Source organism: Kosakonia sp. PSU_27, assembly GCF_039409795.1.
GTDB lineage: Bacteria > Pseudomonadota > Gammaproteobacteria > Enterobacterales > Enterobacteriaceae > Kosakonia.
The window spans coordinates 145,928-170,990 of record NZ_JBCIVK010000001.1; the positions used below are offsets into that span (position 1 = coordinate 145,928).

General features: G+C 57.4%; 20 protein-coding genes. All 20 read left to right on the plus strand.

From position 1 onward, the window contains the following. Positions 1-17 precede the first annotated feature (17 nt). The 20 genes from AAIG26_RS00745 (at position 18) to AAIG26_RS00840 (ending at position 24,973) form a co-directional block, all read left to right on the plus strand. Complete coding sequence (locus tag AAIG26_RS00745) at positions 18-1,256, plus strand: DotU family type VI secretion system protein (RefSeq protein ID WP_016495649.1); 1,239 nt, start codon at positions 18-20, stop codon at positions 1,254-1,256. 3 nt (positions 1,257-1,259) lie between these two features. Beyond that, positions 1,260-4,871 (plus strand): type VI secretion system membrane subunit TssM, encoded by a 3,612-nt coding sequence (gene tssM / locus AAIG26_RS00750; RefSeq protein ID WP_343179371.1) that lies wholly within the window; start codon positions 1,260-1,262, stop codon positions 4,869-4,871. An 18-nt stretch (positions 4,872-4,889) separates the two neighbouring features. Next, the gene (gene tagF / locus AAIG26_RS00755) at positions 4,890-5,600 is read left to right on the plus strand and encodes a type VI secretion system-associated protein TagF (protein ID WP_016495651.1); all 711 of its coding nucleotides are present in this window, start codon (positions 4,890-4,892) and stop codon (positions 5,598-5,600) included. 11 nt (positions 5,601-5,611) lie between these two features. Further along, the gene (gene tssA / locus AAIG26_RS00760) at positions 5,612-6,625 is read left to right on the plus strand and encodes a type VI secretion system protein TssA (RefSeq protein ID WP_313627209.1); all 1,014 of its coding nucleotides are present in this window, start codon (positions 5,612-5,614) and stop codon (positions 6,623-6,625) included. A gap of 74 nt (positions 6,626-6,699) precedes the next feature. After that, a complete protein-coding gene (gene tssB, locus AAIG26_RS00765) occupies positions 6,700-7,224 on the plus strand; it encodes a type VI secretion system contractile sheath small subunit (protein ID WP_016495653.1) in 525 nt (174 codons plus the stop codon). Between the two features lie 3 nt (positions 7,225-7,227). Continuing rightward, positions 7,228-8,730, plus strand: a complete 1,503-nt coding sequence (gene tssC / locus AAIG26_RS00770) for a type VI secretion system contractile sheath large subunit (protein ID WP_016495654.1) — start codon at positions 7,228-7,230, stop codon at positions 8,728-8,730. A gap of 39 nt (positions 8,731-8,769) precedes the next feature. Next, positions 8,770-9,207, plus strand: coding sequence for a Rap1a/Tai family immunity protein (locus tag AAIG26_RS00775; protein WP_016495655.1), 438 nt, complete (start codon positions 8,770-8,772; stop codon positions 9,205-9,207). Between the two features lie 249 nt (positions 9,208-9,456). Next, positions 9,457-9,939, plus strand: a complete 483-nt coding sequence (locus AAIG26_RS00780; RefSeq protein ID WP_016495656.1) for a type VI secretion system tube protein Hcp — start codon at positions 9,457-9,459, stop codon at positions 9,937-9,939. A 203-nt stretch (positions 9,940-10,142) separates the two neighbouring features. Beyond that, on the plus strand, positions 10,143-10,976 hold the full coding sequence (locus AAIG26_RS00785; RefSeq protein ID WP_045509807.1) for a peptidoglycan-binding protein: 834 nt from the start codon (positions 10,143-10,145) through the stop codon (positions 10,974-10,976). Between the two features lie 3 nt (positions 10,977-10,979). Further along, positions 10,980-11,774, plus strand: a complete 795-nt coding sequence (locus AAIG26_RS00790; RefSeq protein WP_045509804.1) for a lysozyme inhibitor LprI family protein — start codon at positions 10,980-10,982, stop codon at positions 11,772-11,774. A gap of 97 nt (positions 11,775-11,871) precedes the next feature. Continuing rightward, positions 11,872-12,708 (plus strand): lysozyme inhibitor LprI family protein, encoded by an 837-nt coding sequence (locus tag AAIG26_RS00795; protein ID WP_016495659.1) that lies wholly within the window; start codon positions 11,872-11,874, stop codon positions 12,706-12,708. 129 nt (positions 12,709-12,837) lie between these two features. Further along, the gene (gene tagH / locus AAIG26_RS00800) at positions 12,838-14,643 is read left to right on the plus strand and encodes a type VI secretion system-associated FHA domain protein TagH (protein WP_249881599.1); all 1,806 of its coding nucleotides are present in this window, start codon (positions 12,838-12,840) and stop codon (positions 14,641-14,643) included. Beyond that, complete coding sequence (locus tag AAIG26_RS00805; RefSeq protein ID WP_016495661.1) at positions 14,640-15,434, plus strand: protein phosphatase 2C domain-containing protein; 795 nt, start codon at positions 14,640-14,642, stop codon at positions 15,432-15,434. Before tagH ends, AAIG26_RS00805 begins: the two co-directional genes overlap by 4 nt. Before the next feature lie 20 nt (positions 15,435-15,454). Beyond that, on the plus strand, positions 15,455-16,444 hold the full coding sequence (locus AAIG26_RS00810) for a hypothetical protein (protein ID WP_343179375.1): 990 nt from the start codon (positions 15,455-15,457) through the stop codon (positions 16,442-16,444). Positions 16,445-16,453: 9 nt separating this feature from the next. Continuing rightward, complete coding sequence (locus AAIG26_RS00815) at positions 16,454-17,266, plus strand: type VI secretion system accessory protein TagJ (RefSeq protein ID WP_343179376.1); 813 nt, start codon at positions 16,454-16,456, stop codon at positions 17,264-17,266. After that, positions 17,259-17,828 carry a type VI secretion system baseplate subunit TssE gene (gene tssE, locus AAIG26_RS00820; RefSeq protein WP_160269750.1) on the plus strand — a complete coding sequence of 190 codons (570 nt, stop codon included), beginning with the start codon at positions 17,259-17,261 and terminating at the stop codon, positions 17,826-17,828. Before AAIG26_RS00815 ends, tssE begins: the two co-directional genes overlap by 8 nt. Positions 17,829-17,830: 2 nt before the next feature. After that, a complete protein-coding gene (tssF, locus tag AAIG26_RS00825; RefSeq protein ID WP_269231191.1) occupies positions 17,831-19,702 on the plus strand; it encodes a type VI secretion system baseplate subunit TssF in 1,872 nt (623 codons plus the stop codon). Next, positions 19,699-20,742 carry a type VI secretion system baseplate subunit TssG gene (gene tssG, locus AAIG26_RS00830; RefSeq protein WP_045509790.1) on the plus strand — a complete coding sequence of 348 codons (1,044 nt, stop codon included), beginning with the start codon at positions 19,699-19,701 and terminating at the stop codon, positions 20,740-20,742. The genes tssF and tssG overlap by 4 nt, the downstream gene beginning before the upstream one ends. A 113-nt stretch (positions 20,743-20,855) precedes the next feature. Next, a complete protein-coding gene (gene tssH, locus AAIG26_RS00835) occupies positions 20,856-23,474 on the plus strand; it encodes a type VI secretion system ATPase TssH (protein WP_343179377.1) in 2,619 nt (872 codons plus the stop codon). A 26-nt stretch (positions 23,475-23,500) separates the two neighbouring features. Then, positions 23,501-24,973 (plus strand): serine/threonine-protein kinase, encoded by a 1,473-nt coding sequence (locus AAIG26_RS00840; RefSeq protein ID WP_343179378.1) that lies wholly within the window; start codon positions 23,501-23,503, stop codon positions 24,971-24,973. Positions 24,974-25,063: the final 90 nt, after the last annotated feature.

Sequence of the window (25,063 nt, forward strand, 5' to 3'; positions counted from 1 at the left end):
TACAGCGAGCGCACAATATGCAGGAACAACAAGCCTCCGGCAGCGATGCCGCTCTGGCAGGAGCAAGTGGCAACAATCCTTTGGTCGCGGCCGCCAACCCGTTACTTAACGCGATACCGCAGATCCGCTATTCCGTTTCTCATGATGATCAAAGCGGTCTGCGCCAGCACCTGATTGATGAAATTCGCCGTTTTGAAGTGCGCTGCCAGCAATCCGGGCTGGCCTACGAAGTGATCGTCGGCGCCCGTTACTGTTTATGCACCGCGCTGGATGAAGCGGCGGCGCTCACGCCGTGGGGAAGCCGTGGCGTCTGGTCCGGTAGCGGTCTGCTGGTGACGTTCCACAACGAAACCTGGGGCGGGGAGAAATTCTTCCAGCTGCTGGCGCGCTTATCGCAAAACCCGCGCGAACATATCGCGCTGCTGGAGCTGATCAACTTCTGCCTGTTACTCGGTTTTGAAGGACGTTACCGGGTGATGGACAACGGCCGTACGCAACTGGAAACCATCAAACAGCGCTTGTGGCAGATGATTCGCGGTGTGCGTGGCAACTATCCGCCGCCGCTGTCGCCGCACCCGGAAGATCAACCGGTCATGCGCAAATTGTGGCGGCCGGTTATTCCGCTATGGGCGTGTGTCGGGCTGGCGGGATTTCTCGCCTGCCTGTTCTATATCGTGCTCAACTGGCGTCTGGGTGACAGCACCAACCCGGTGCTGGCGAAAATTTATCAAACCCAGTTGCCGGAAGCGGCCATTGAGCAGCCGGTACAAAACGTGCAGCCGGTACTTAACCTGCGCGCGTTTCTGCGCCCGGAAATTCAGGCAGGCCTGGTGGCGGTGCGCGATGAAGCCGATCGCAGCGTGGTAACACTCAAAGGCGATGGCCTGTTTGCCTCGGGATCGACGGTGGCACGCGAAAGCTATGAACCGGTTATCGACCGTGTTGCGCAGGCGATGAATAACGTCAGCGGCAAAATTCTGGTGGTGGGTTTCAGTGACAACGTGCCGATCCGCAGTGCGCGTTTCGCCTCGAACTACGAGCTGTCGCTTGAGCGCGCGCGTTCTGTGCAGTCGCTGCTGCAAAAACACCTGTCGCAACCGGCGCGTGTGAAAGCGGAAGGGCGAGGGGAGATGAACCCGATAGCGCCGAACAACTCGGCTGAAAACCGCGCCCGTAACCGCCGCGTAGAGATTACTTTGCTGGTGTCGCCGGGAAATACGGCCGCCGAGCTGAACGGATTGCCGCAAGGAAACTAAAGGATGAATATGTTGCTTTCATTGCTGACCAACCGCATTTTGTGGGGTTTCCTTGGCGTAACGGGGCTGGCCGCGGTTATCTGGATGATTGGCCCGCTGCTCTCCGTCGTGGATTCCCGCCCGCTTGAGTCTGAGCAAAACCGCATGATCACCATTGCGGTGATGTACCTGATTTGGGTTCACAGCCACATTGTGCCGCGTCTTTACAACGCCTGGCTCAACCGCAAGCTGATGGACAACCTGAAAAGCGAAGAGGCAAAAGATCCGGTTGAGCGCAAACGCCTCAATAACGAAGATCAGGTGCTGAACGAGCGTTTCGAAGAAGCCGCGCAGGTACTGAAAAAAGCGCACTTCAACCAGCCAGGTCAGCGCGGACAGTGGGCGCAGCGCTTCAGCACCCAGTATCTGTATCAACTGCCATGGTATGTGATTATCGGTGCGCCGGGTTCCGGTAAAACCACTGCGCTGGTCAACTCCGGCCTGCAATTCCCGCTGGCGGATCGCTTCGGTAAAACCGCGCTGCGCGGTATTGGCGGTACGCGTAACTGTGACTGGTGGTTTACCAACGAGGCTGTGTTGCTCGATACTGCCGGGCGTTATACCACGCAGGAGAGCGAGCAGGTTCAGGATGCGAGCGAATGGCTGAAGTTTCTTGGCCTGCTGCAAAAGTATCGCCGCCGTCAGCCGATCAACGGCGTGATTGTGACGGTCAGCATTGCCGATCTGCTCACCCAGTCAGCCGAGGCATCGCGCGAACAGGCGCTTAACCTGCGCCAGCGTTTGACCGAGTTGCATGAACAACTGGGGATCCGTTTCCCGGTGTATGTGCTGGTGACCAAAGCGGACTTGCTGAAAGGTTTTCGCGCGTATTTTGCCGGGTTTGATAAAGCGCAGCGCGATCAAATCTGGGGTTTCACCTTCCCGTGGGAAAAAGCCAAACTGGCGGATTTCGACCTGCAGGGCAGTTTTATTCAGGAATTCGCGCTGCTGCAACAGCGTCTGGATGCGGCCCTGCCGGATACGCTACTGCGTGAAAGCGATGCGCAAGCCCGCGCGGAATGTTTCCTGTTCCCGCAGGAGTTCGCCGCGCTGCGTCCGCTGCTGGCAGATTACCTGAACACCATTTTTGCCCGCTCTAACTTTGAAACCGAGTTCTCCCCGCGCGGCATCTATTTTGCCAGCGGTACGCAGGAAGGCCTGCCGTTTGACCGCGTAATGGGCGAGCTTAGCCGCGCGCTGTCGCTGCCGCAGGGTAAATCAGGCGATAACTGGGATTCGGTCAGCAAAGAGGAACCGGTGCCGGGCGGGAAAGGGCAGAGCTTCTTTATCAAGCATCTGCTGCAAAACGTGATCTTCCAGGAAGCCGGTATCGCCGGGCAAAACCGCTGGTGGGAACTGCGCAGCCGGGCGGTGATCTGGTCCGGTTATGCGGCGCTGCTGGCGCTGCTGATTATTATCAGCGCCTTGTGGTTTACCAGCTACGGCAACAACCGTGATTATCTGGATGAAGTGCAGGCCAAAGTACCGGCCCTTGACCAGCAGATCAAAGCGCTGCGTAACCGCCAGCAGGGCGATCTCTTTGCCTTGCTGCCGCTGCTTAATGGCCTCTCTGCGCTGCCGGAAAGCGAGAAGTTTGACGTCAATAACCCACCGATCACCCGCCGTATGGGGCTCTATCGCGGTAACGATGTGGCTGACGCCTCGCAAACCCTGTACCAGAAAGCGCTGCAACAGATGCTGCTGCCGGAAGTGGCGATGCGCATCACTACCTGGTTGCGTAACGACAACGGCAGCGATGTGGAATACAGCTATGAAGCGCTGAAAGCCTATCAGATGCTGTATCAGCCGAAGCATTACGACGGTAAGTTCCTGCACTCGTGGGTGATGCTCAATCTGCAACGTAACCTGCCGCAGAACGTCACCAAAGCGCAGTTAAGCCAGCTTGAGTGGCACCTGACGCAACTGCTGGAGCCGCAAATTCAGTCGTCGCCGTATGCCAAAGACGAGGCGCTGATTAGCCGCGAACAGGCATTGATCAACCAGCAACCGCTCTCCACCCGCGTTTACGGGCGGCTGAAACGCCTGCTGGAGCGCGATGAAAACCTGAAGCAGGTTTCGCTGGCGTCGCTTGGCGGCCCGCAGAGTGAACTGGTCTTTTCCCGCAAAAGCGGTAAGCCGGTCGGTGAAGGGTTGCCGGGGTTGTATACCCCGGATGGGTACTGGAACAGTTTCAATGCGCAAATCGCGCCGGTCACCGCCTCGCTGCATGAAGATGATGTCTGGGTGCTTGGTTCCACCACGCAAGCGGAAGACAAACAGCAAACCGATAACGCGGTGCGCCAGCTGTATGCGCGGGATTTTATCGCTATCTGGGATAACTTCTTAAGTGACATTCAGCTTAATAACAGCGCGGATCTGAACCAGCGCATCAATACCGCGCGTCTGCTTTCCGGAAACAACTCACCGCTGCGCCGGCTGGTTATCAATCTCAGCCAGCAGTTGAAACTCAGCCGTGATGGCGTGGCGGATGGTAAAGAGAAAGCGCCGGAGAGCAGCAACCGTGGTACGCAGATGCTCGAAACGCTGTTTAGCAACCATGATGGCGCTTCCGCCACGGCAAACGCCGCCGCCAGCCAGACGCCGGAACAGCGTGTCACCGAACATTTCGCGCCGATCATCGAACTGGCGCAGCCGCTGGAAAAGGGCGGCAAGACCATTGTGTTTGATGATTTTCTCAAACAGGTTGATGAGCTTTATCGTTACCTGACCGCCGTGCAGGATGCCGCCAACAGCGGTATGCCACCGCCGGGCGGCGAAGCGATCAGCCGTTTGCAGGCCAGTGCCGGGCGTTTACCTGGCGGGCTGCAAACCATGTTCAGCAACATGGCGGTTGGCGCGAGCAGTGATACCCAGCGCCGGGATATGGAAAACGTGCGCAAGCGCATTAGCGTGGAAGTGGGCAGCTTTTGCCGCCAGGCGATTGCCGGACGCTACCCGTTAGTGCGTTCCGCCAGCAGCGAAGTTACCCCCGACGATCTGGCACGCATGTTTGCCCCTGGTACCGGCCTGATGGATGTCTTTTTTCGCGACAACCTGACCAACAAAGTCGATACCACTCAGGCGACATGGCGTTTTATGCCGGGCATCGATGGCAAAACCCTGCCGGGCAGCGAAGGGGTGCTGGTGCCGTTTCAGCAAGCGCAATCGATTCGTGACGCGTTCTTTGCCAACGGCAGCGCAACACCGTCGTTTCGCACTACGGTGCGTACGGTGCGCATGGATAACACCATCCTGAATATGACGCTGGATGTAGACGGACAAATCCTTCGCTACAGCCACGGCCCGCAGGCGGTGCAAATCGTTAGCTGGCCGGGTTCCGGCGGCACCAACCAGGTGCGGATGCAGTTAGGGCTGGCCAACGGTACAACCGCTACGCTGGTGACCAACGGCGCCTGGGCGCTGAACCGCTTTTTCGATAAAGCGCGCGTCAGCCCCGGCAGCAGCAGCCTGAGCCGCCAGGCGACATTCACGGTTGACGGACATCAGGTGACGCTGGAATTCGCGCCGAACAGCATCCGCAACCCGTTCCAGCTTCCACGTTTCGCATGTCCTTGAACTGCAAAGGAACGCCTAATGACTACGACTTCTGCAATTAGCTGGTATGGCAAACTGCCCAGTGCGGGCGATTTTTTACAACGCCGCTTTCCTGATGCGCTTCAGCGTCAGTGGTCCCACTGGTTTCAGGTGGGGCTGATGAACTGGCAGAAAGAAGAACAGCGTACAAACGACCGGCAGTTCAGCAATGCGCCGATCTGGAATTTTGTTGTGCCGCCGATGCTCGGCGGGCAGCAGGTGCAAATGGGCTGTCTGCTGCCAGGGCGCGACAGCGTTGGTCGTCAGTATCCACTGTGTGCGTTGATGGCGATTAACCCGCTGGAGTGGTCGCCACGCCATTTAGCGAAGGCGGGCGACTGGTATGAACAACTCGGGCGCACCATGCTGCATGCCGTGCGCAATGGGTTTTCACCCGAACAGCTCGACCAGGCGCTGCTCTCCATTCCACCCGTGCAACTGGTGGAGCCGGAAACGCGCTCGGAAATTCTGGATGTGATTGGTTATGACGGCGACGGCGAATCCACCATCGGCTGGCGACAGGCCGCCGAATGTTTTGATCCGCTGCGCCAGATCAGTTTCTGGTGGACCAACCGCAGCGATGGCTACCCGCTCTACACCCATGTGCACAGCGGCAATTTTACCGGCCAGTTATTCACGCTGTTGTTTGAGCCGGCGGGTGGCGCAAGACCCGGTCGCCATGGCCTCTACCCACCGATGTTTGAAGAATAAGCAGGTTGCGGATGACTATAGAATCGTTACTCGCTCCGGTCAGCCCGGAGCAGCCTTGCGGTGAGAATCTGGAGTACGACGCCGATTTCCAGGCGATGGAGCAGGCGAGCCTCGGCAAAGCCGAGCAGCAGTTTGGCAGCACCATTATTCCCGCCGAACCGGCAGACTGGACGCGGGTGGAAAAACTGGCCACCGGGCTGCTGGCGCGCACTAAAGATATCCGCGTGATGATGGCGTTAACCCATGCGTGGACTCGACGTCGCGGGCTGGAAGGCTATGCTGATGGTTTAATGCTGTTAGGCCAGGCGCTGGCGCTGTACTGGGATCAACTCTGGCCTTCGCTGACTGACGGCGGTGAATTCGACCCGTTCTATCGCATTAATGCGCTGGCGGGGTTAAGCGATAAATCTTCGCTGACCACCACGCTGCGCCAGTCGACGCTGCTGCGCAGCAACGGTGATGAGCTAAACGTGCGCGACGCGCAGGCGTTGCTTGACGGCAGCAAAACGGAATGTGCAGGCTATCCTGGCGGTCGGGTGCGTCTGATTGATGAACTCACGCGCGGCGGTCAGCCTGGCATTGAGGCTATCTGCCAAATCGAAGGGCGTCTGCAAACGATCCGTACATGGTTGCTCGAACAACTGGGCGAAAGCGGGGTGCCGGAAATGGAACAGTTACTCAAAACGGTCGGGTTAATCGCCGGCGTCAGCCGCGCTAACCGCACGGAAGAGCAACAGGCGACAGAACAAACGGCACCTGCGGAGAGCGCACCGCAACCGGTTGTCGCGACACCGCTTGCGGCGCATACCGACTGGCGAACCGCGCAGGTCACCACGCGTGCTGATGCGCAACTGATGCTGGAAAAAGTGAAGCAGTATTTCACCCAGCACGAGCCGAGCCACCCCGCACCGTTGATGATTGACCGCGTACAGCGGCTAATCGAACTGGACTTTATGGAGATTATTCGCGATCTGGCGCCCGATGGCGTGAATCAACTGCAAAACATCTTTGGGCGTCAGGACTGACGCGTACCGAGTTATGACGGCAGGCGCGTTGCCGGTCGTCAAACCTTCACCGCGCATATTCGATGGAGAACATCATGGCAATAAGTAACAGTGGTCAGAAATTTATCGCCCGCAACCGTGCCCCCCGCGTACAGATTGAGTACGACGTGGAAGTGTACGGCGCGGAGCGCAAAATCCAGCTTCCGTTTGTGATGGGCGTAATGGCGGATCTGGTAGGGAAACCGGTGGAGAACTTACCTTCTATTGAGGATCGTAAATTCCTCGAAATCGACGTCGACAACTTCGACGAACGCATGAAAGCGCTGAAACCGCGCGTGGCGTTCAACGTCGACAACACCCTGACCGGCGAAGGCCGTCTGAACGTCGATTTAACTTTCGACAGCATGGATGACTTCCTGCCGGACGCGGTGGCGCGCAAAGTTGAGCCGCTGAACAAGCTGCTGGAAGCGCGTACTCAGCTCTCCAACCTGCTGACCTACATGGACGGCAAAAACGGCGCGGAAGAGTTGATTGCCAAAGTGTTGCAGGATCCAACCCTGCTGAAATCGCTCAGCCAGTTACCGAACAGTGAAGACAGTGCGCAAGGTAAAGAGGAGTAAACCATGAGCAACCCTTCTCAACAGCAAGAATTGCAGCAGGGCGCACAGGCCTTCAGCCAGGATGAATTCAGCGCGCTGCTCAGCAAAGAGTTCCGTCCGAAAACGGATCAGGCGCGTTCAGCGGTAGAAAGCGCGGTGAAAACGCTGGCGCAACAGGCGCTGGAAAACACCGTCACCTTCTCCAGCGATACCTATCGCACCATTCAGAACCTGATTGCCGGGATTGATGAAAAGCTGTCGCAGCAGATTAACCAGATCATCCACCACGAAGATTTCCAGAAACTGGAAAGCGCGTGGCGCGGTCTGAGTCATCTGGTGAACAACACCGAAACCGACGAGATGCTGAAAATTCGCTTTATGAGCATCTCCAAGCAGGAACTGGGCCGTAACCTGAAACGCTACAAAGGCGTGGGCTGGGACCAGAGCCCGCTGTTCAAAAAAATCTATGAAGAAGAGTATGGACAGTTCGGTGGCGAACCGTTTGGCTGCCTGGTTGGCGACTACTACTTCGACCACAGCCCGCAGGATGTCGAACTGCTGGGCGAAATGGCGCGCATCGGCGCGGCGGCACACTGCCCGTTCATTACCGGTACTGCACCAAGCGTGATGCAGATGGAGTCCTGGCAGGAGCTGGCGAACCCGCGCGATCTGACAAAAATCTTCCAGAACACCGAATACGCCGCCTGGCGTTCACTGCGTGAATCTGAAGATGCCCGTTACCTTGGCCTGGTCATGCCGCGCTTCCTGTCGCGTCTGCCGTACGGTATCCGCACCAACCCGGTTGACAGCTTCGATTTCGAAGAAGAGACCGATGGCGCGAACCACAACAACTATTCGTGGGCGAACGCGGCCTACGCGATGGCGACCAACATCAACCGTTCCTTCAAAGAGTACGGCTGGTGTACCTCGATTCGCGGTGTGGAATCCGGTGGTGCGGTAGAAAACCTGCCATGCCATACCTTCCCGAGCGATGACGGCGGCGTGGACATGAAGTGCCCGACCGAGATCGCCATCAGCGACCGTCGCGAAGCAGAACTGGCGAAAAACGGCTTTATGCCGCTTATCCATCGTAAAAACTCCGACTTCGCCGCCTTTATTGGCGCACAGTCGCTGCAAAAACCGATGGAGTACCACGACGCCGACGCGACCGCTAACGCACGTCTCGCTTCCCGTCTGCCGTATCTGTTCGCCTGCTGCCGTTTTGCGCACTACCTGAAGTGCATTGTGCGCGACAAAATCGGCTCCTTCCGCGAGCGTGACGAAATGGAACGCTGGTTGAACGACTGGGTGATGAACTACGTCGACGGCGACCCGGCGAACTCCTCGCAGGAAACCAAAGCGCGTAAACCGCTGGCTGCGGCAGAAGTGCAGGTGCAGGAAATCGAAGATAACCCTGGTTACTACGCGGCGAAATTCTTCCTGCGTCCGCACTACCAGCTAGAAGGTCTGACCGTTTCTCTGCGTCTGGTATCCAAACTGCCGTCGCTGAAAACCAAAGAGGCGTAAGCCAGACAGGCTGACACCGCTCACCACAAGGATGTGACGATGCGACATCGTATTATGTTAGTCGGTCTGTTGTTCTGCTCAACGCTCGGTTGGGCAGAACAGGATTACACACCGCGCGCACAGGCGTTGCCGCAAGATGATACGGCCAATTTTTTGCGCGACCCGACGTTGCTTACCAGCCAGGATGTGAATATGCGCGGCGAGCGTTTTTTTAACGCCTGGACATCCAAAAGCAACGAGCGCGAGCGCATTAAAGCCGATCTCTATTTACTGGGTGTGCTGGATACCACGGAAGGGACGGTCTGGTGCAGTTACCGACGGTTTAAATCCACCACGCTACATGAAATTGTGTATCGCTATTTTCGCGACTTGCCACCGCAAAGGTTGAAGCAGGAGCGCGCGTCGAGGTTAATTATCGAAGCGATGACTCAGCATCACGGCGGCTGCGAAAATAGCAAATCATCGCAAAATAAATAACGCGAGCGAATTATCTGAGCGCTGATAGTGCTATTTCCGTAACGCCACGGCGTTATATTGGCGTCAGGATGTGATGAATTCTTTCTCTCCCCCGAGGGAATGAGTGTTTCTGAACAGATGCATAATCTTTTCAGAATCGAACGAGGCAGAGGTAAAATATGGACGGTTTTATTCGGCCCCATGCTTACCCGTTTGCCATATAAGCGCTTTTTCGAAAGCAATATTTATCATTAACGAAGAGTAAATATTATGGCTATTGATATGTTTCTGAAGGTCGATGGAGTTACGGGTGAATCTAAAGACTCTAACCACACCGGCTGGACTGATATCACATCTTTTTCCTGGGGTGCTTCACAACCTGGGAACATGAGCGTTGGCGGTGGCGGCGGTGCCGGTAAAGTCAATTTTAATGACCTGCATGTTAACGCACTCATTGATAAATCCACGACGGCTATCCTGAAACATTGCGCCAGCGGCAAACACTTGACCAAAGTTGAGCTGTCTGTCTGCAAAGCAGGCGGCCAGCAGGTTGAGTATGCGCGCATCACGCTGGAAGACGTGCTGGTGACTTCCGTTCAGTACACCGGTGCTGACAACGGCGACACCGTAGGTGTGACCTATGCATTCCAGGCTGCGAAAGTGAAACAGCAGTACTGGGAGCAGTCCTCCTCCGGCGGTAAAGGTGCTGAAACCACCGCTGGCTGGAACATCAAAGAAAACAAAGAAGCGTAATCGCTGTGGTGAGCCCGCAAGGGCTCACCTTGTTTTTTTTCTGGCAAATGACGATTTAATTATTAATTTTTTCTCTCTTTTTTATATCGGGTTAGTCGCGTTATCCCCAACAAAATAATTTGCTACTCAAACGCAGCCGCTTTTATGAAAGCTGTTTCTTTTGAGTGCGTATAAAAATTAAAGAATAATTTGAGGATGAACGAATGAGTGTTATGCGCAAGGGTGATCGTGGTACGAATGTTAAAGAGCTACAGCAGCTGCTGAATAAATCGGGAGCGAAAGTCGGTGAAGATGGTATTTTCGGCTTAAAAACCGAAATGGCTGTCAAACAATTCCAGGCGAAACAGAATTTACACGTCGATGGAATTGTCGGGCGACGCACCCTTGCTGCACTGGGAAAACCGGTCACCACCCGCGCGCCACAGCCGCCGATTTCCGGCAGCGCCGGGCGACAGGCTGTCGGTGCGATGGATATCTCCGCCAGTGGCATGACCTTTATTTTTCATCGCGAAGCCTGGGCAAACAAAAGTTGTTACCTGCACTGGCCAGGCGGCGCAAGCGGCGTGACGCTCGGGCCGGGCTACGACATGAAAGAGCGCTCAGAGCAATCTATCAAAGCGAAAATGATTGAAATCGGCATCGATGCGATAACCGCGGAAAAAATCAGTAAAGCCGCCAGATTGCATGATGACCAGGCCAGCCAGTTTGTCGCCGATAACGCGAAACTGGTGCGTCTTACCGCCGATCAGGAGACAAATTTACTGCGCGCCACCGTTCCGCCGTACGTTAACGCGGTGAGAAATGGTATTTTTGTGCCGCTGAAGCAGTATGAATTCGACGCGCTGGTCTCCTTTGCGTATAACCCAGGTGGGCGGCTGAACAACGTGTTTGGTTTTATCAATCGCGGGCAGATCTCTGATGCGATGACGGAAATTAAACGCGCGAACACCAGTAAACACAAAGTTATGAAGGGTTTGATTAATCGTCGTAATTTTGAAGTGAATCTTTTCTTAAACGGCGACTACGGGACAAATTGATCAATGACGACTCACACTAAACAGATCGTAGCGGCAACCATGACTTGCCTGGCGTTGTTCTCTTCGGCGGTGCAGGCAGGCAATTCACCGGTACAGGGCGAGTGGCAGGTTGAGAAAGCGTTTATTAATACCGAAACAGAACGCACCCTGAACTATCAGTTCAACGATGATCGCCTTGTCGGGCGCTTTCTGAGCGTGACACCGCAAGGCATCAGCACTACGCTGCCGGGCGGCTCGAATTGCCAGTCACCCGCGATGAAAGAAAGCAGCAGCACGCTGGATGCCTGGGTTGCTGCCACGCAGTCCATCCCGGAGAAAGACGCGGCAAAAACCTATGAGCTGGGATTAGACGGGAGCGCGAAAACGCAGGTCGAGAACATTACCTGCGCATCCGGTCACTTTGCCAACGGTGATGCGGGCAGCGATGCCAGCCTGGCGTTCGTCAACCAGCGCTTACTGCTGAACTGGACGGATGGCACCATCCTTTTGCTCAAGCCGGTGGATAAAAACAGCAAACCGCAGGCATCGTTTGATTGTGCAAAAGCCGCTTCCGCGCCGGAAAAAGCGATTTGCGGCGATCGCGAGCTGGCGGCCCTGGATAACAGCGTTGCCCGTTCGTACAAAGCGTTTCGTAAAGAAGCCGCCTCGCTTGGCAATAACGATCTGGAAAACAAACTGCAATCGCAACAGAAAGCCTGGTTAAGCCAGCGCAATAGCTGCAATGGCGATGTGCAATGTCTGAAAAAATCGATGAACGATCGACTGGAAACGCTGGCGCACAGCCTGGATGGGGTCTGAGTCGTGTCATAAGGGGATGGCGGGCTGCCATCCCTGTAAGCAGTAAGACGTTGTCGGTATTGCATGTACGCCACTGGATGAGATGGCAGGGAAAAACATGACAGGAAGCATCATTCGGTTCACCCCGGCGCGCGTAAAGTGTGTCGCCTTAGCCGCACTGGTTTCGTTGAGTCACTGCGCGGCCAGCGCAGCAGAAGCGCCAGCCTCTATTTCGGGACCCTGGCGCATTATTGCCAATTCAACGGATACGCAAGCCACCATCTCCTTCTATACCAAAGTCAACGATCCCAGCTATGTTGGCCGCGTGGTTCGTTTTGATAACCACGCGGTAAGTGGCGACGCGGCGCTGAACATTGATTGCCAGCAACCCGCATACCTTCAGCAATCGCCGATGACGCTTAATGAAGCGATAGTAAAAACCTCCGGCGAGCGCCGTTTTCCGCCCAAAATTCCTGTTGCAGAAGATTTCGGTTTGAACGGGCAAGGCATGCAGAAAATCACCCCAATTGTGTTGCAATGCCAGCAAGGACACCTGGGGCCGGATGGCGAATCCATCGGTAACTGGGTAGCGTTGTTATCTGCCGATAAGCTGCTGATGTACGGGAATGACAACAGCTATTTTGTGCTGAAACGCGTGACGGCTGATGAAAAAATTACGCCCCGTTTTTCCTGTAACGCTAAGCTAAGCGCCACCGAGCAAGCGATTTGTGGTGACAATGAACTGGCGGCCTGGGATCGCAGCGTGACCGATGCCTACACTATTCAGTTGCAGCAACAGCAAGAAATTGACCCGGCGGATAAAGCCACGTTGGCGGGCATGAAAGCAGCGCAGCGCGACTGGCTTAAAAAACGCAACCAGTGCCAGACAGACGCCGCCTGCTTAACAAAATCGATGCAAGAACGGACCTTTGAATTGGTCAGTAAAATCCAGTAAAACAAGAGACTTATCCGGTGGCTGCGCCGGGTTCGCGAACGTCGACCTTCTTTTCGCTTGTCTTCAAACGCAGCCGTTTTAGCTAAAGCGGCACCGTTTGAGTGCACATAACTCCAGCAGGAATACGCGATGCGATTCACTATTATTACCAGTAAACCCGGTCATCAGCCGCCACAAAGTAGCTGCGACTTTTATCCCCCGGGCGGCACCATTGGCCGCGGCACGGACAACAATCTGGTGCTGCCGGACAACGACCGTTCCATTTCACGTTTGCAGGCGATTGTCCATATCGCCGGCAATGGCGAGTGCCGCGTCACCAACCGTGGCAACGTGACCCGCGTCGTACTGAATGACATCCCCCTTGAACGTGGGCGTCAGGTTGAGCTGCAGGATGGCGATATTCTTGGCATCGATGAGTACCGTATTGAAGTCACCGATCTGATCCAGGATACCCGTCCTGTCACCCGTATGGCGGAAGAGATGTATCCGAAGCCAGCGCAGCCGCAGGTGGCGAAACCGGCACCTGCTCCGGCGCAGAAAAACGCGCCAGAAGGTGCACCGGCGTCCGTGCCGACGGAAATCTGGGACAGCCTGATGCAGGAGTTTTCCATCTCCGACAGCATCTCCAGCAGCCGTGCGAAACCGCAGGAAGCGCAAAATCTTAACCCGTTCGCCGCGCCGAAAGGGCCGGAGCGCAACCCGGAAGATCCGCTGTCGCTGCTCAATAACAATGAACCGCTGGTGACGCCGAAATCGCTGGCCTCGGATCAGCTGTTTAACGACGAGCAGTTGTTTAAAAACGACAGCATCTTCAACGATTCCACGCCTTCTGCGCTGGTGCCGCCGGTTGAACCGACACAAAAATCGCACACGCCGGATAGCGACGAACTCGATCCGCTGGCGCTGTTTGGCGGTAGCGGTAGCACGAAGCAAACCCGCAGCGACGATCCGCTTGGCCTGCTGAGCGGCGCGGTGCCGCTGGCGCATGCCGATGAACTGGCGGCGCAGAAACCGGCTGAACCGCAGCCGATCATTACCGATCTCAACACGCCGGAACCGCCGCCAACCGCTCAGCCGATTATTACCGAGCTGCGCCCGGAAGATTTAAGTTCGACGCCGCTGTTTGCCGACGACGCGCCGCTCTCCGCGCCGGAAGAGGTGCAGGAGCCGCAGGATTATGCTGGTATCACGCTGCCAACACCGCAGGCGGTGCAGCGCAGCGCGGCGCAAACGCCGAAAGGGCGTCTGCGTATCGATCCGGTCCAGAGCAATGGCACGAAGAGCACGCCATCAGTCAGCACCGGCGACAGCGGTGATGTGCTGAAGGGTGAGCTGCTTGATGCGCTGCTTGAAGGCATGGGACTGAGCGACATGCAGCCGGTGCCGCAGTTCGATAAAGAAAACATGCGCCAGTTCGGTCAGATGCTGAGCATGTTCTCGCAGGGCACGGTTGCGCTGTTGTCGTCGCGTTCTATTCTGAAACGCGGTGTAAAAGCGGACATGACCATGGTGCTGGATGACGCCAACAACCCGTTCAAACTGCTGCCGTCGGGTAAAACCGTATTAATGCAGATGTTCGGTACGCGTATGCCTGGTTTTATGCCGCCGAAAAAATCGGTGCGTGACGCGCTGATCGATTTACAGGCGCACCAGCTGGGGATGATCTCCGGTATTCGCGCCATTATCGCCGCCATGTTGCAGCAGTTTAATCCGGAGCAACTGGAAGATGACGCCAAACGCGACGGCGCAACCGCGCGGCTTGGCGTGCTCTCCAACCGTAAAGCCGCGCTATGGGATTACTACGTTCGTACTTACGCCCAGACGGCCGGTGAGATTGACGATGACTTCCACACCCTGTTTGGCGAAGCGTTTCTCCACGCTTACGACATGGAAGTCAACCAGTACAAAGACTCACAAAGCGGATCGGAAGAATGAATATCAGCACGGCCTCTATTTCGCGACAGGGCGAACGTGCCAGTAATCAGGATCAGACCGGGGAAACCATCGGCGAGCGCGCCGCCTGCTTTGTGGTCTGCGATGGCATCGCCGGTTTACCCGGCGGTGACGTGGCGGCGAAACTGGCGCGAAACGCCATTATCACCCGGTTCGACGGTGACGAGCACCTCAATGCCCAGTACATTCGTCAGTACGTGAATGGCGCGAACCGCGCCATCCGCGAAGAGCAAAAAGCGGTGCAGGATTATCACCGCATGGGCACCACCATGGTGAGCCTGTTTATCGATCGCGATTACCAGCTCGCCTACTGGGCGCACGCGGGTGACAGCCGGTTATATCTGTTTCGTCGCGGCTGGCTTTACCACGTCACCACCGATCACAGCCTCGTCCAGCAGATGAAAGACGCCGGGCACCAGACCGAAGGTATCAACGGTAACTTGCTCTATTTCGCGCTGGGGTTGGGCGAGGATGAGCGTGAACCGAGCTACAGTGATGTGGTGCCGATTGAAGATGGCGATGCTTTTTTGCTGTGCACGGATGGTTTCTGGCACGGCGTCACCGAGGAGCAGATGCAACAGTCGCTGCACATGGTGAACACGCCGGATGAGTGGCTGACGTTGATGAATCAAATCCTGCTGAAAAACGGTGTCGGGGCGCAGACCCAGCAGGACAACTATAGCGCCGTAGCGGTGTGGATGGGCACGCCTCAGGAGACGACGCTTTTGCATACGCTCTCTGAAGCCGCGCAGTTTTTCCCTCTTCGTGATTGATACAGCTTACAAGGACTTTTATGAAACTTTGGCTACCGGGTTTGGCCCTGCTGGCAGTGTGTGGCAGCGTGCAGGCAGAAAACTACCGCATCGTGCAATCGCCTTCGCAAAAACTGGATGTCTGGATCGATAACGTCGCCGATAACACGCCAAAAAGCTGGTGTGCGAAGACGCTGCCGCTGCGCATTGTCGCCAGCGGCGATAAAAAACCCTCGGTACTGAATAGCTTTTTACCGCGTCTTGGCGCGCTGCTGGAAAACCAGTGCGGCACGCTGACGCAGGTGCGCTGGAAACTGACCGACCCACAAGGCACGACACTGGCTGAAGGCACCGCCGATAAAGCCAAAGAGTGGGATCCGGTAGTCACCTCAACCGGTGCGACTACCGCGCCTGCCGCAACCCCGAGCGCCGGGCTGGTTGCCCCTACCGGACGCGCCGAAGATCTCTCGCCGCCCGCCAGCCGTGCGCCGTGGCAGGAGTTCACCTTGCAGGATGGCTGCCACCTGCGCACCTTCTGGCAGGGCGGCGCTGGTACGCCCGCGCTGTTTATTCCCGCCAAAGAAGATGGCAAGTGTGAGAAGGGCGGCTGGCTGAACGGTCGCAGCGTGGTGACGCAACTCAGCAACGGCGTGGAAAAGAAAATCACCATGACCTTCGTACACGGTTTCCCGGTCAGTGGCCTGAATGCCAGTGTCGATGCAGATCGCCTGTTGATCACCACCGTCAACAACGAACGTATGGTGGTCAGCGAAGGTACGCTGGCGCAGAGCTGGATGATCCTGCCGTATGTTGACAGCCTGAATGGCTGGCAGGCGAATGGCACCGTGGCGGTGGAAATCTCACGCGACGTGGCAAATGACCCGGCGCGTTTACAGGCGCGTATTGAAGAAGTGCGCAAAGCGTGGACGCCGTGGTTTGAACCGGGTACGCACCTGAATATTTTGCTGATTGACTCGCTGCACCCGCAGCTGCGCAACCCGGCGGTTGGCACCTATAAAACGGTTAATTAAGGAGCGGCGATGAACACGTTGTTTCAACAACTGGCGGGCGAATCGTTGCGGGAAAGCCTGGCGCAGCTCGAAAGCCGTATCCGCACGCAGCCGGGCGACGCCGATCTGCGCGCCGCGTTCGCCCAACTGTTGTGCCTTGATGGCAACTGGTCGCGCGCGCTGGCGCAGTTAAAAAGCTGGCAGGCGTTAAAACCGCAGGCACAGCCAACCGTTACGCTGCTGGAACAAGCCATTGAAGGCGAACGCCAGCGTGCGGACGTGATGGCCGGTCGCGCGCGTCCGGTTACGCCGGATCAACAATGGCCGTGGCTGGCATCAATGGTCAGCGCGCTGGAGCCGGAAGCGGCGAATGCCAGCGCAGATCGTGAAGCCGCGCTGGAAATGGCCGACGCCAACCCCGGGCAGTTGACGACGCAGGACGGTCAAACGCTGCACTTTGACTGGCTGATGGACGGTGATTGCCGCTTTGGCCCGGTCTGCGAAGCTATCGTCAATGGCCGTTATTTCTGGCTGCCGTTCAGCGCCATTTCCGCCATGCAGTTCCAGCCCCCGGCCAGCGTCACCGATTTAGTATGGCGTCACACGCTGGTGCGCTTGCAGGATGGCAGCGAACAGGTGTGCCAGATCCCGGCGCGTTACCCGCTGGATGCGAATGCCGATGACCGCTTTAAGCTGTGTCGCGTCACCGAATGGCAGCCGTTGCCAGGTGGTGCGCCGCACTATATCGGGCAGGGGCAAAAAGTGTGGCTTAACGACAGCGCCGAATATTCGCTGCTCGATCTCGCCACCGTCAGCTTTAACGTGGAAGCCGCAGATGAGTAACTCTGCGCATGATGAAGAGAGCGACCTGCTGCGTAGCGGCTGGCGCTCGCGGCGCGGGAAAGAGACCGTTGGCGCGCGCGATAAAATGCAGCCTTCGCTGCTCGATCGCCTCACGGATGACGCGCCGGATAAAGTGCAGGAGCCGGTGAACAACAATCTGGTTTCGCACTCCGCGCTGCGCCGCCATGTGCTGCGCGATTTGCAGTGGCTGTTCAACACCATTAATAACGAGGCGCAACAGGATCTCTCCGGTTTTGACCAGGTGCGGCGTTCGGTGGTGAACTTTGGCGTGTCGCCGCTGGCGGGCAAGCGCATGTCGGATATCGAATGGCAGGATATCCAGCGCAAACTGACCGACGCGATTTTGCATTTTGAACCGCGCATTCTTCCGCAAGGATTGCAGGTGCGCTGCATCTCCGATACTAAATCGCTGGATCTGCATAACGTCCTGTCGATTGAGATCAAAGGCCGCCTGTGGTGCGTGCCTTATCCGCTGGAGTTCCTGTTTCGTACCGATGTGGATCTGGAAAACGGGCATTTCGAGCTGAAAGACGCGGGGTAACGATGGACAGCAAATTACTCGAATATTACAACCGCGAACTGGCCTGGCTGCGCGAAATGGGTCAGGAATTCGCCGCACGCTACCCGAAAGTTGCCGGGCGTCTGGGTATGCGCGGCATGGACGTCTCTGACCCGTATGTCGAACGCCTGATGGAAGGTTTTGCCTTTCTGACCTCGCGTGTGCAGTTAAAAATGGACGCCGAGTTCCCGCGTTTCTCCCAGCGTTTGCTGGAAATGGTCGCGCCGAATTACCTTGCGCCCACGCCGTCCATGGCGATTGCCGAACTGCAACCGGACAGCGCGAAAGGCGATTTGAGCAACGGTTTTGTGGTGCCGCGCGGCACCATGATGGACAGCCAGGTGATGAAAAAGAACGGCGTCACCTGTAGTTACACCACCGCGCATGATGTCACGCTGCTGCCGCTGAAAATCAGCCAGGTGGAACTGGGCGGCGTGCCCGCCGATCTGCCGCTGGCGCAGGTCGGTTTAAGCCAGCGCGGGGCGCAAAGCGCACTGCGTATTCGCCTGAGTTGCGACGGCCCGGTAAACCTCAGCCATCTTGATTTCGACCGTCTGGAGTTCTTTTTAAGCGGCCCGGATATGCAGGCGCTGAAGCTCCTCGAGCTGGTGATGGAGCATCAGGTCGGCATCCTGTGCCAGGCGAACGGGCAGAAAACCCCGCCGCTGGTGCTGGCCGACGATGCGCTGCGCCAGGAAGGGTTCAGCGCAGACCAGGCACTGCTGCCGGATGATCTGCGCAATTTTGACGGCTACCGCCTGTTGCAGGAGTACTTTGCTTTTCCGTCGCGTTTCCTGTTTATCAGCCTGCATGGCTTGCGCACGATGCTGGCGCAAAGTGGCGAAGCGAAGTCTTTCGATATCATCATTCTGCTCGACAAAGCCGATGCGCAGCTTGAACGGGTGGTGGATAAAAGCCACCTCGCATTGCACTGCACGCCGGTAATTAACCTGTTCCCGAAAGTGGCGGAACGCCAGAAACTGAGCGACAGCCTGCATGAGTACCATCTGGTGGTCGATAACATTCGTCCGCTGGATTACGAGATCTACGCCGTTACCAAAATTCACGCCAGCATCGACGGTCAGCGTGATGAACAAACATTTCGCCCGTTCTGGAGTAGCTGGAGCCAGGACGAAGGCAACTACGGGGCTTACTTTTCGCTGCGCCGTGAACAGCGTGCGTTATCGGAACATGCGCAGCGTTACGGCACGCGTACCGGCTACATCGGTTCGGAAGTGTTCGCCTCGCTGGTGGATGAACAGCATGCGCCGTGGCGGGAAGAGTTACGCTACATCACCGCCGAAGTGCTGTGCACCAGCCGCGACTTGCCGCTGATGTTGCAGCAGGAGATTGGTCAGTTTGTGTTGCCGGATTCGCTGCCGGTTAAAACATTACAACTGCGCAAAGGCCCGACACCGCCGCGTCCGGCGCTGGCAGAAGGGTTGAGCACCTGGCGGCTGATCAGCCAGTTGCAGATGAACTATTTAAGCCTGATGGATGGCGAAGACGGCGAAGGCGCTGCGGCGCTGCGCCAGTTGCTGGGGCTTTATACCCGGCTGGCGGAAGCGCCGGTCGCGCGTCAGATCGAAGGCGTGCGCCACTGCGTGCTCGAACCGGTACATCGCCGCGTGCCGGAACCGGGACCGATTGTTTTCGCGCGCGGTATTGGCATTACCCTGACGGTCGATGAGCAGGCGTTCTCCGGCTTCAGTCCGTACCTGTTTGGCAGCGTGCTGGAGCGCGTTTTTGCCCGTCTGGTGGGCATGAACAGCTTTACCGAGTTCACGCTTAAGAGCCAGCAGCGCGGGGAAGTGGGTTACTGGCCGCCGCGCATGGGCAAGAGGGCGCTGATATGACCGAAACGCTGAGCAGCGCGCCGGTCATTACGCGCGCCAGTGCGCTGCCGGAGGCATTCTGGCAAAACGTAATGGCGACGCCGTGGCGCTATGATCTGTTTACGCTGCTGCGCCGCGTCGATGCGCGTGGCGGTGAGCGTTACCCGCTGGGTCGCGCGCCGCTGCCGCGTTTTGAGCCGTTGCGCATTGGTCAAACCCCCTCACTTGGCTTTGCGCCGTCGACGCTGTCAAGCGTGCGCCAACGCGAAAACTCGTCGCTGTATGACGTCTCGATTCTCAGTTTTGGCCTGTTTGGCCCCAACGGCCCGCTGCCGGTTCACCTGACTGAATACGCCAGCGAACGTATCGCGCACCACCAGGATGACAGCCTGAGCGCCTTCGCCGATCTTTTTCATCACCGCCTGGCGCTGCTGTTTTACCGCGCCTGGGCCGATGCGCAGCCGACCGTTTCGCTGGATCGCCAGGATAACAAACGTTTTGAGCAGTACATCGCCTCGCTGATCGGCATGGGGCAGCCAGGACAACTGGAAAAAGGCAGCTTAAGCCCGCACGCCCGCTTTGCCCTGGCCGGGCATCTGACCCGCAACGGGCGCGACCCGGAAGGGCTGGCGAAGATCCTGCGCAGCTATTTCAACGTGCCGGTCACCATTGTCGAAAACGTGCCGCAGTGGATGCCGCTCAGTGAACGTGAACGCGCGCGCTTACAGGGCGGGCGACACGCGCCGCGCCTCGGGCAATCGGCGTTTCTTGGCGAGGCTGTACGCGATGTGTGCCATAAGTTTCGCATCGAAATTGGCCCGCTTAACGTCGATACCTACCGGCGCTTTATGCCGGGTGAAAAGTGGGTTACCGCGCTACGCGACTGGGTGCGCCAGTATCTGGGCATTGAGTACCAGTGGGCGGTGAAAGTGATTTTGCGCAGTGAAGATGTCGCTGGTGCCACGCTTGGTGGAGCCGGGCGTCTGGGTTACAGCGCCTGGCTTGGTACACAGCCCAGGCCACAGGCGCGAGGAGATTTGGTTTTCAGCCCGGAGGGGTAACCTCCGTTGTTAGTTTCCTGGTCTGACGTACGCACACATCCTGCATGTCGTATCGCGCGACGAGCTGGCTTGTAAGGATGGCTGCACACTAATTATGAATAATGGATGAACTCATGTCAGAAATCAGCCGCGCCGTTCTGTTCGGCAAACTCGATACGCTGTTATTTACCTCGCTGGAAAGCGCCACCGCCTTTTGCAAGCTGCGTGGCAACCCGTATGTGGAGCTGGTTCACTGGCTGCATCAACTGATGCAACAGACGGACGGCGATCTGCAACAGGTTATTCGCCACTTTTCGCTGGATGAAGAGGCGCTGACGCGCGATATCGTCGCGGCGCTGGACAAACTGCCGCGCGGCGCAAGTTCGGTTTCCGACTTGTCAGAACACATTGATACCGCCGTTGAACGCGCGTGGGTATATGGCTCGTTAAAATATGGCGTGACGCGCATTCGTGGCGGCCATCTGCTGGCCGGGATCCTGAAAACCTGGAGTCTGGCAAACGTGCTGAAAGGCATTTCGCCGCAGTTTGAGCGTATCAGCGCCGATGCGTTGCTGGATAACTTCGACGCCATTTTCGCTAACAGCAAAGAGAGTCAGCAAGTCACCGTGGCGCTGAACGATGACGCAGGCGCAGGCGTACCGCAGCAGCAAGGCACGCTGGCGCAGTATGGTCAGGATCTGACCGCCCGGGCGCGCGACGGCAAAATCGACCCGGTAGTGGGGCGCGATGAAGAGATCCGCCAGATGGTCGATATCCTGATGCGTCGCCGCCAGAACAACCCGTTGCTGACCGGTGAAGCGGGCGTCGGTAAAACCGCGGTGGTTGAAGGACTGGCGCTGCGCATTGCCGCAGGTGATGTGCCGGAACCGCTGGTGGATGTGCAACTGTGGCTGCTGGATATTGGCATGTTGCAGGCGGGCGCGGGAATGAAGGGCGAATTTGAAGCGCGTTTACAGTCGCTGATTAACGAAGTGCAATCCAGCCCGACGCCGATCATTCTGTTTATCGACGAAATTCACACGCTGATTGGCGCCGGCGGCCAGCAGGGTACGGGCGATGCCGCCAACCTGCTGAAACCGGCGCTGGCGCGTGGTCAGCTTCGCACCATCGGGGCGACCACCTGGGCGGAATACAAAAAATACATTGAGAAAGATCCGGCGCTGACCCGCCGTTTCCAGACCGTACAAGTCGCCGAACCAGACGAAGAAAAAGCCGTTCTGATGCTGCGCAGCACCGTTTCCGCCCTGGAAAAACACCACCGCGTGCTGCTGCTGGATGAAGCGGTTGTCGCGGCGGTGAAACTTTCGCACCGCTACATTCCGGCGCGCCAGTTGCCGGATAAAGCCGTTGCGCTGCTTGATACCGCCTGTGCGCGCGTCGCGGTAAGCCAAAGTTCTCCGCCGCCGCAGCTGGAAGATTGCCTGCACCGCATCGCCGCGCTGGACGTGGAAGTTGAGATAGCCAACCGTGAAGCGAAAATGGCGACCGGTGAAAGCGATCGCGTGGAAAAATTGCAGGTCGAGCTGGAAAACCTGGCGCAACAACGCGACGAACTGACGGCGCGCTGGGAGCAGGAGCAGGCGCTGGTTGACGCGATTATTGCGCTGCGCGCGCAGCTGCACACTTCGCCGGAAGAGGCGCTGGCCGATTTACGCGCCACGCTGACGCAACAGCAGGCCGAACTGCGTGCGCTACAGGGCGACGCGCCGCTGCTGTTTACCTCGGTGGATGCCAACGTGGTCGCCGCCGTGGTTTCCGACTGGACCGGCATCCCGCTGGGCCGGATGGTGAAAAACGAAATCGACGCGGTGTTAAAACTGGCCGATACCCTGAACGAACGCGTAATTGGACAGCGCCACGGCCTGGAACTGATTGCCAAACGGGTGCAGACTTCGCGTGCGCGCCTGGACGATCCGAACAAACCGGTAGGCGTCTTTATGCTGTGCGGCCCGTCCGGTGTCGGTAAAACCGAAACCGCGCTGGCGCTGGCGGAGTCACTGTACGGCGGCGAGCAGAACGTTATCACCATCAACATGAGTGAGTTCCAGGAAGCACATACGGTTTCCACGCTGAAAGGTGCGCCTCCGGGTTATGTGGGTTACGGCGAAGGCGGTGTGTTAACCGAAGCGGTGCGCCGCCGTCCTTACAGCGTGGTGCTGCTCGATGAGATCGAAAAAGCCCACCCGGATGTGCATGAAATCTTCTTCCAGGTGTTCGATAAAGGCTGGATGGAAGATGGCGAAGGCCGCCATATTGATTTCCGTAACACCATTATTATTCTCACCTCCAACGTCGGGACTGAGCTGATTACCGGCATGTGCGCCGATCCGGAACTGATGCCGGAACCGGACGCCCTGCGCGACGCGCTGCGCCCGCCGCTGTTGCAGGTTTTCCCGCCCGCGCTGCTGGGCCGTTTGCTGGTGGTGCCGTACTACCCGCTCAGCGACGAGATGCTGGCGATGATTGTGCGCCTGCAGCTTAAACGCATTCAGCGCCGTCTGGCGGACAACCACGGGATTGTGTCGGAAGTGGACGACAGCGTGGTGGAACAAATTGTTGCCCGCTGCACGGAAGTCGAATCAGGCGGCCGTATGGTGGACGCCATCCTTACTAATACACTGCTGCCGCTGATGAGCCAGCTATTACTCGACGCCAGCGCGCGCGACGAGCAATATAAGCGCTTACGGGTCACGTTTGAGCAGGGTGAGTTTCACTGTCAGTTTGCGGCGTAAAGCCATTATCAAGAGAGTTTTCCAATATGACGGATCACGATAACAACCGGAGTGTACCGAATGCACTGCCACCGGGATATCGCTTCAACGAGTTTGAAATTTTAGAAGTGATCGGCGGCGGTGGTTTTGGCATCGTCTATCGCGCCAAGGATCACCAGCTTGAGCGAACCATCGCGATTAAAGAGTTTATGCCGTCGTCGCTGGCGGTACGTAATGATGACATGACGCTGGTGCTGCGCAGCGAGCGCTTCAGTAAAGCATTTACCGCCGGGCTGAACAGTTTTATTCAGGAGGCGCGTCTGCTGGCGCGCTTCAACCACCCGAACCTGCTGCATGTGCTGCGCTTCTGGGTGCAGAACGACACCGCCTACATGGGAACGGTGTTTTACAGCGGCACCACGCTTTCCCGCCTGCGTGAAAAGAACCCGACGCTGATTAATGAAGCGTGGATCCGCCGCATGCTGCCGATGCTGCTGGGTGCTATCAAAACCATTCATGACGAAGGCTATCTGCACCGCGATATCTCGCTGGATAACATCCAGATTCAGGATAACGGCCTGCCGGTGTTGCTCGATTTCGGCTCTGCGCGTCGCAGTATTGGTTCGGTATCCGATGAAACCGAAACCATGCTGCGTCCGGGCTATGCGCCGATTGAGCAATACACCGACGACAATGAAAGCGAGCAGGGGCCGTGGACCGATATTTACGCCCTTGGCGCGGTACTGCACACGCTGATTATTGGCTCACCGCCGCCGGTAAGCGTGGTGCGCAGCATTCAGGACACCTATGTTCCCCTGACGCAGCGTGGTTTGCCGGGGTATTCGCATACGCTGTTGCAGGCGGTGGATCGCGCGCTGTCGCTGAAAATGGAAGACCGTCCGCAAACGGTGGATGAATTCGCCGCGCTGATTGAAATGCCGGTCGCCGGGATCGACGACGTCATGAGCGTAAAACAGCCGGGTACCATGCTGGTGCCGGTGGAAGAAACGACGGAAAAAACCGATGCGCTGAGTAGCGTGAAGCGTTACAAAGTGCCGGGGCTGGTAGCCGCTGGCGTGATCGTTGGGGTGATTGCGGGGGCGGTGCTGTTTGGCGGGAATTCCTCGCCGGACACGGCGGCGACGCAGAACGCCAGTAACAGCGATCAGCAGCAGACCACGCAGCAGGCCGCTGAACCGCTGCGCCAGAGCGTGCAGGAGACAACCACCGCACCTGCAGCAACGCCTTCGCAAACCACGCAGACGCAGGCACAAAGCCAGACCACTGCGCCTGCGGTACAGGAGCCGGTAGCGCAGATTTTTGTGCGTATGAACGAGGGTGAAAAACTGACGTTGAATGGCGAAGCGCAGTCTGTTTCTCCGGCCACCAACGGTTTTGCCTCGTTGAAGCTGCAACCGGGGCGTTACAACCTGGTACTGCAGGGCAACGGTCAGACCCGCAGCCAGACTATTACTATTGGGCAGCCAGGCACCTGGCTTATTAACCCGCAAGCACAATAGTGATGGTTCCTCCGGGCTAGCGCCCGGCAGCGCGCGGGAAGCCATTCCCGCGCGCGTCACTTTTCACATTGCATGCTGATGCAATGTCTT

Excerpts from the sequence above, each read along its gene's own strand:
- AAIG26_RS00815 (WP_343179376.1), top strand. The coding sequence starts at position 16,454 with ATGAACACGTTGTTTCAACAACTGGCGGGCGAATCGTTGCGGGAAAGC.
- tagH (WP_249881599.1), top strand. The coding sequence starts at position 12,838 with ATGCGATTCACTATTATTACCAGTAAACCCGGTCATCAGCCGCCACAA.
- tssF (WP_269231191.1), top strand. The coding sequence starts at position 17,831 with ATGGACAGCAAATTACTCGAATATTACAACCGCGAACTGGCCTGGCTG.
- AAIG26_RS00810 (WP_343179375.1), top strand. The coding sequence starts at position 15,455 with ATGAAACTTTGGCTACCGGGTTTGGCCCTGCTGGCAGTGTGTGGCAGC.
- tssH (WP_343179377.1), top strand. The coding sequence starts at position 20,856 with ATGTCAGAAATCAGCCGCGCCGTTCTGTTCGGCAAACTCGATACGCTG.
- tssG (WP_045509790.1), top strand. The coding sequence starts at position 19,699 with ATGACCGAAACGCTGAGCAGCGCGCCGGTCATTACGCGCGCCAGTGCG.
- tssM (WP_343179371.1), top strand. The coding sequence starts at position 1,260 with ATGAATATGTTGCTTTCATTGCTGACCAACCGCATTTTGTGGGGTTTC.
- AAIG26_RS00775 (WP_016495655.1), top strand. The coding sequence starts at position 8,770 with ATGCGACATCGTATTATGTTAGTCGGTCTGTTGTTCTGCTCAACGCTC.
- AAIG26_RS00745 (WP_016495649.1), top strand. The coding sequence starts at position 18 with ATGCAGGAACAACAAGCCTCCGGCAGCGATGCCGCTCTGGCAGGAGCA.
- AAIG26_RS00795 (WP_016495659.1), top strand. The coding sequence starts at position 11,872 with ATGACAGGAAGCATCATTCGGTTCACCCCGGCGCGCGTAAAGTGTGTC.
- AAIG26_RS00840 (WP_343179378.1), top strand. The coding sequence starts at position 23,501 with ATGACGGATCACGATAACAACCGGAGTGTACCGAATGCACTGCCACCG.
- AAIG26_RS00790 (WP_045509804.1), top strand. The coding sequence starts at position 10,980 with ATGACGACTCACACTAAACAGATCGTAGCGGCAACCATGACTTGCCTG.
- tssA (WP_313627209.1), top strand. The coding sequence starts at position 5,612 with ATGACTATAGAATCGTTACTCGCTCCGGTCAGCCCGGAGCAGCCTTGC.
- tssC (WP_016495654.1), top strand. The coding sequence starts at position 7,228 with ATGAGCAACCCTTCTCAACAGCAAGAATTGCAGCAGGGCGCACAGGCC.
- tssE (WP_160269750.1), top strand. The coding sequence starts at position 17,259 with ATGAGTAACTCTGCGCATGATGAAGAGAGCGACCTGCTGCGTAGCGGC.
- tagF (WP_016495651.1), top strand. The coding sequence starts at position 4,890 with ATGACTACGACTTCTGCAATTAGCTGGTATGGCAAACTGCCCAGTGCG.
- tssB (WP_016495653.1), top strand. The coding sequence starts at position 6,700 with ATGGCAATAAGTAACAGTGGTCAGAAATTTATCGCCCGCAACCGTGCC.
- AAIG26_RS00780 (WP_016495656.1), top strand. The coding sequence starts at position 9,457 with ATGGCTATTGATATGTTTCTGAAGGTCGATGGAGTTACGGGTGAATCT.
- AAIG26_RS00805 (WP_016495661.1), top strand. The coding sequence starts at position 14,640 with ATGAATATCAGCACGGCCTCTATTTCGCGACAGGGCGAACGTGCCAGT.
- AAIG26_RS00785 (WP_045509807.1), top strand. The coding sequence starts at position 10,143 with ATGAGTGTTATGCGCAAGGGTGATCGTGGTACGAATGTTAAAGAGCTA.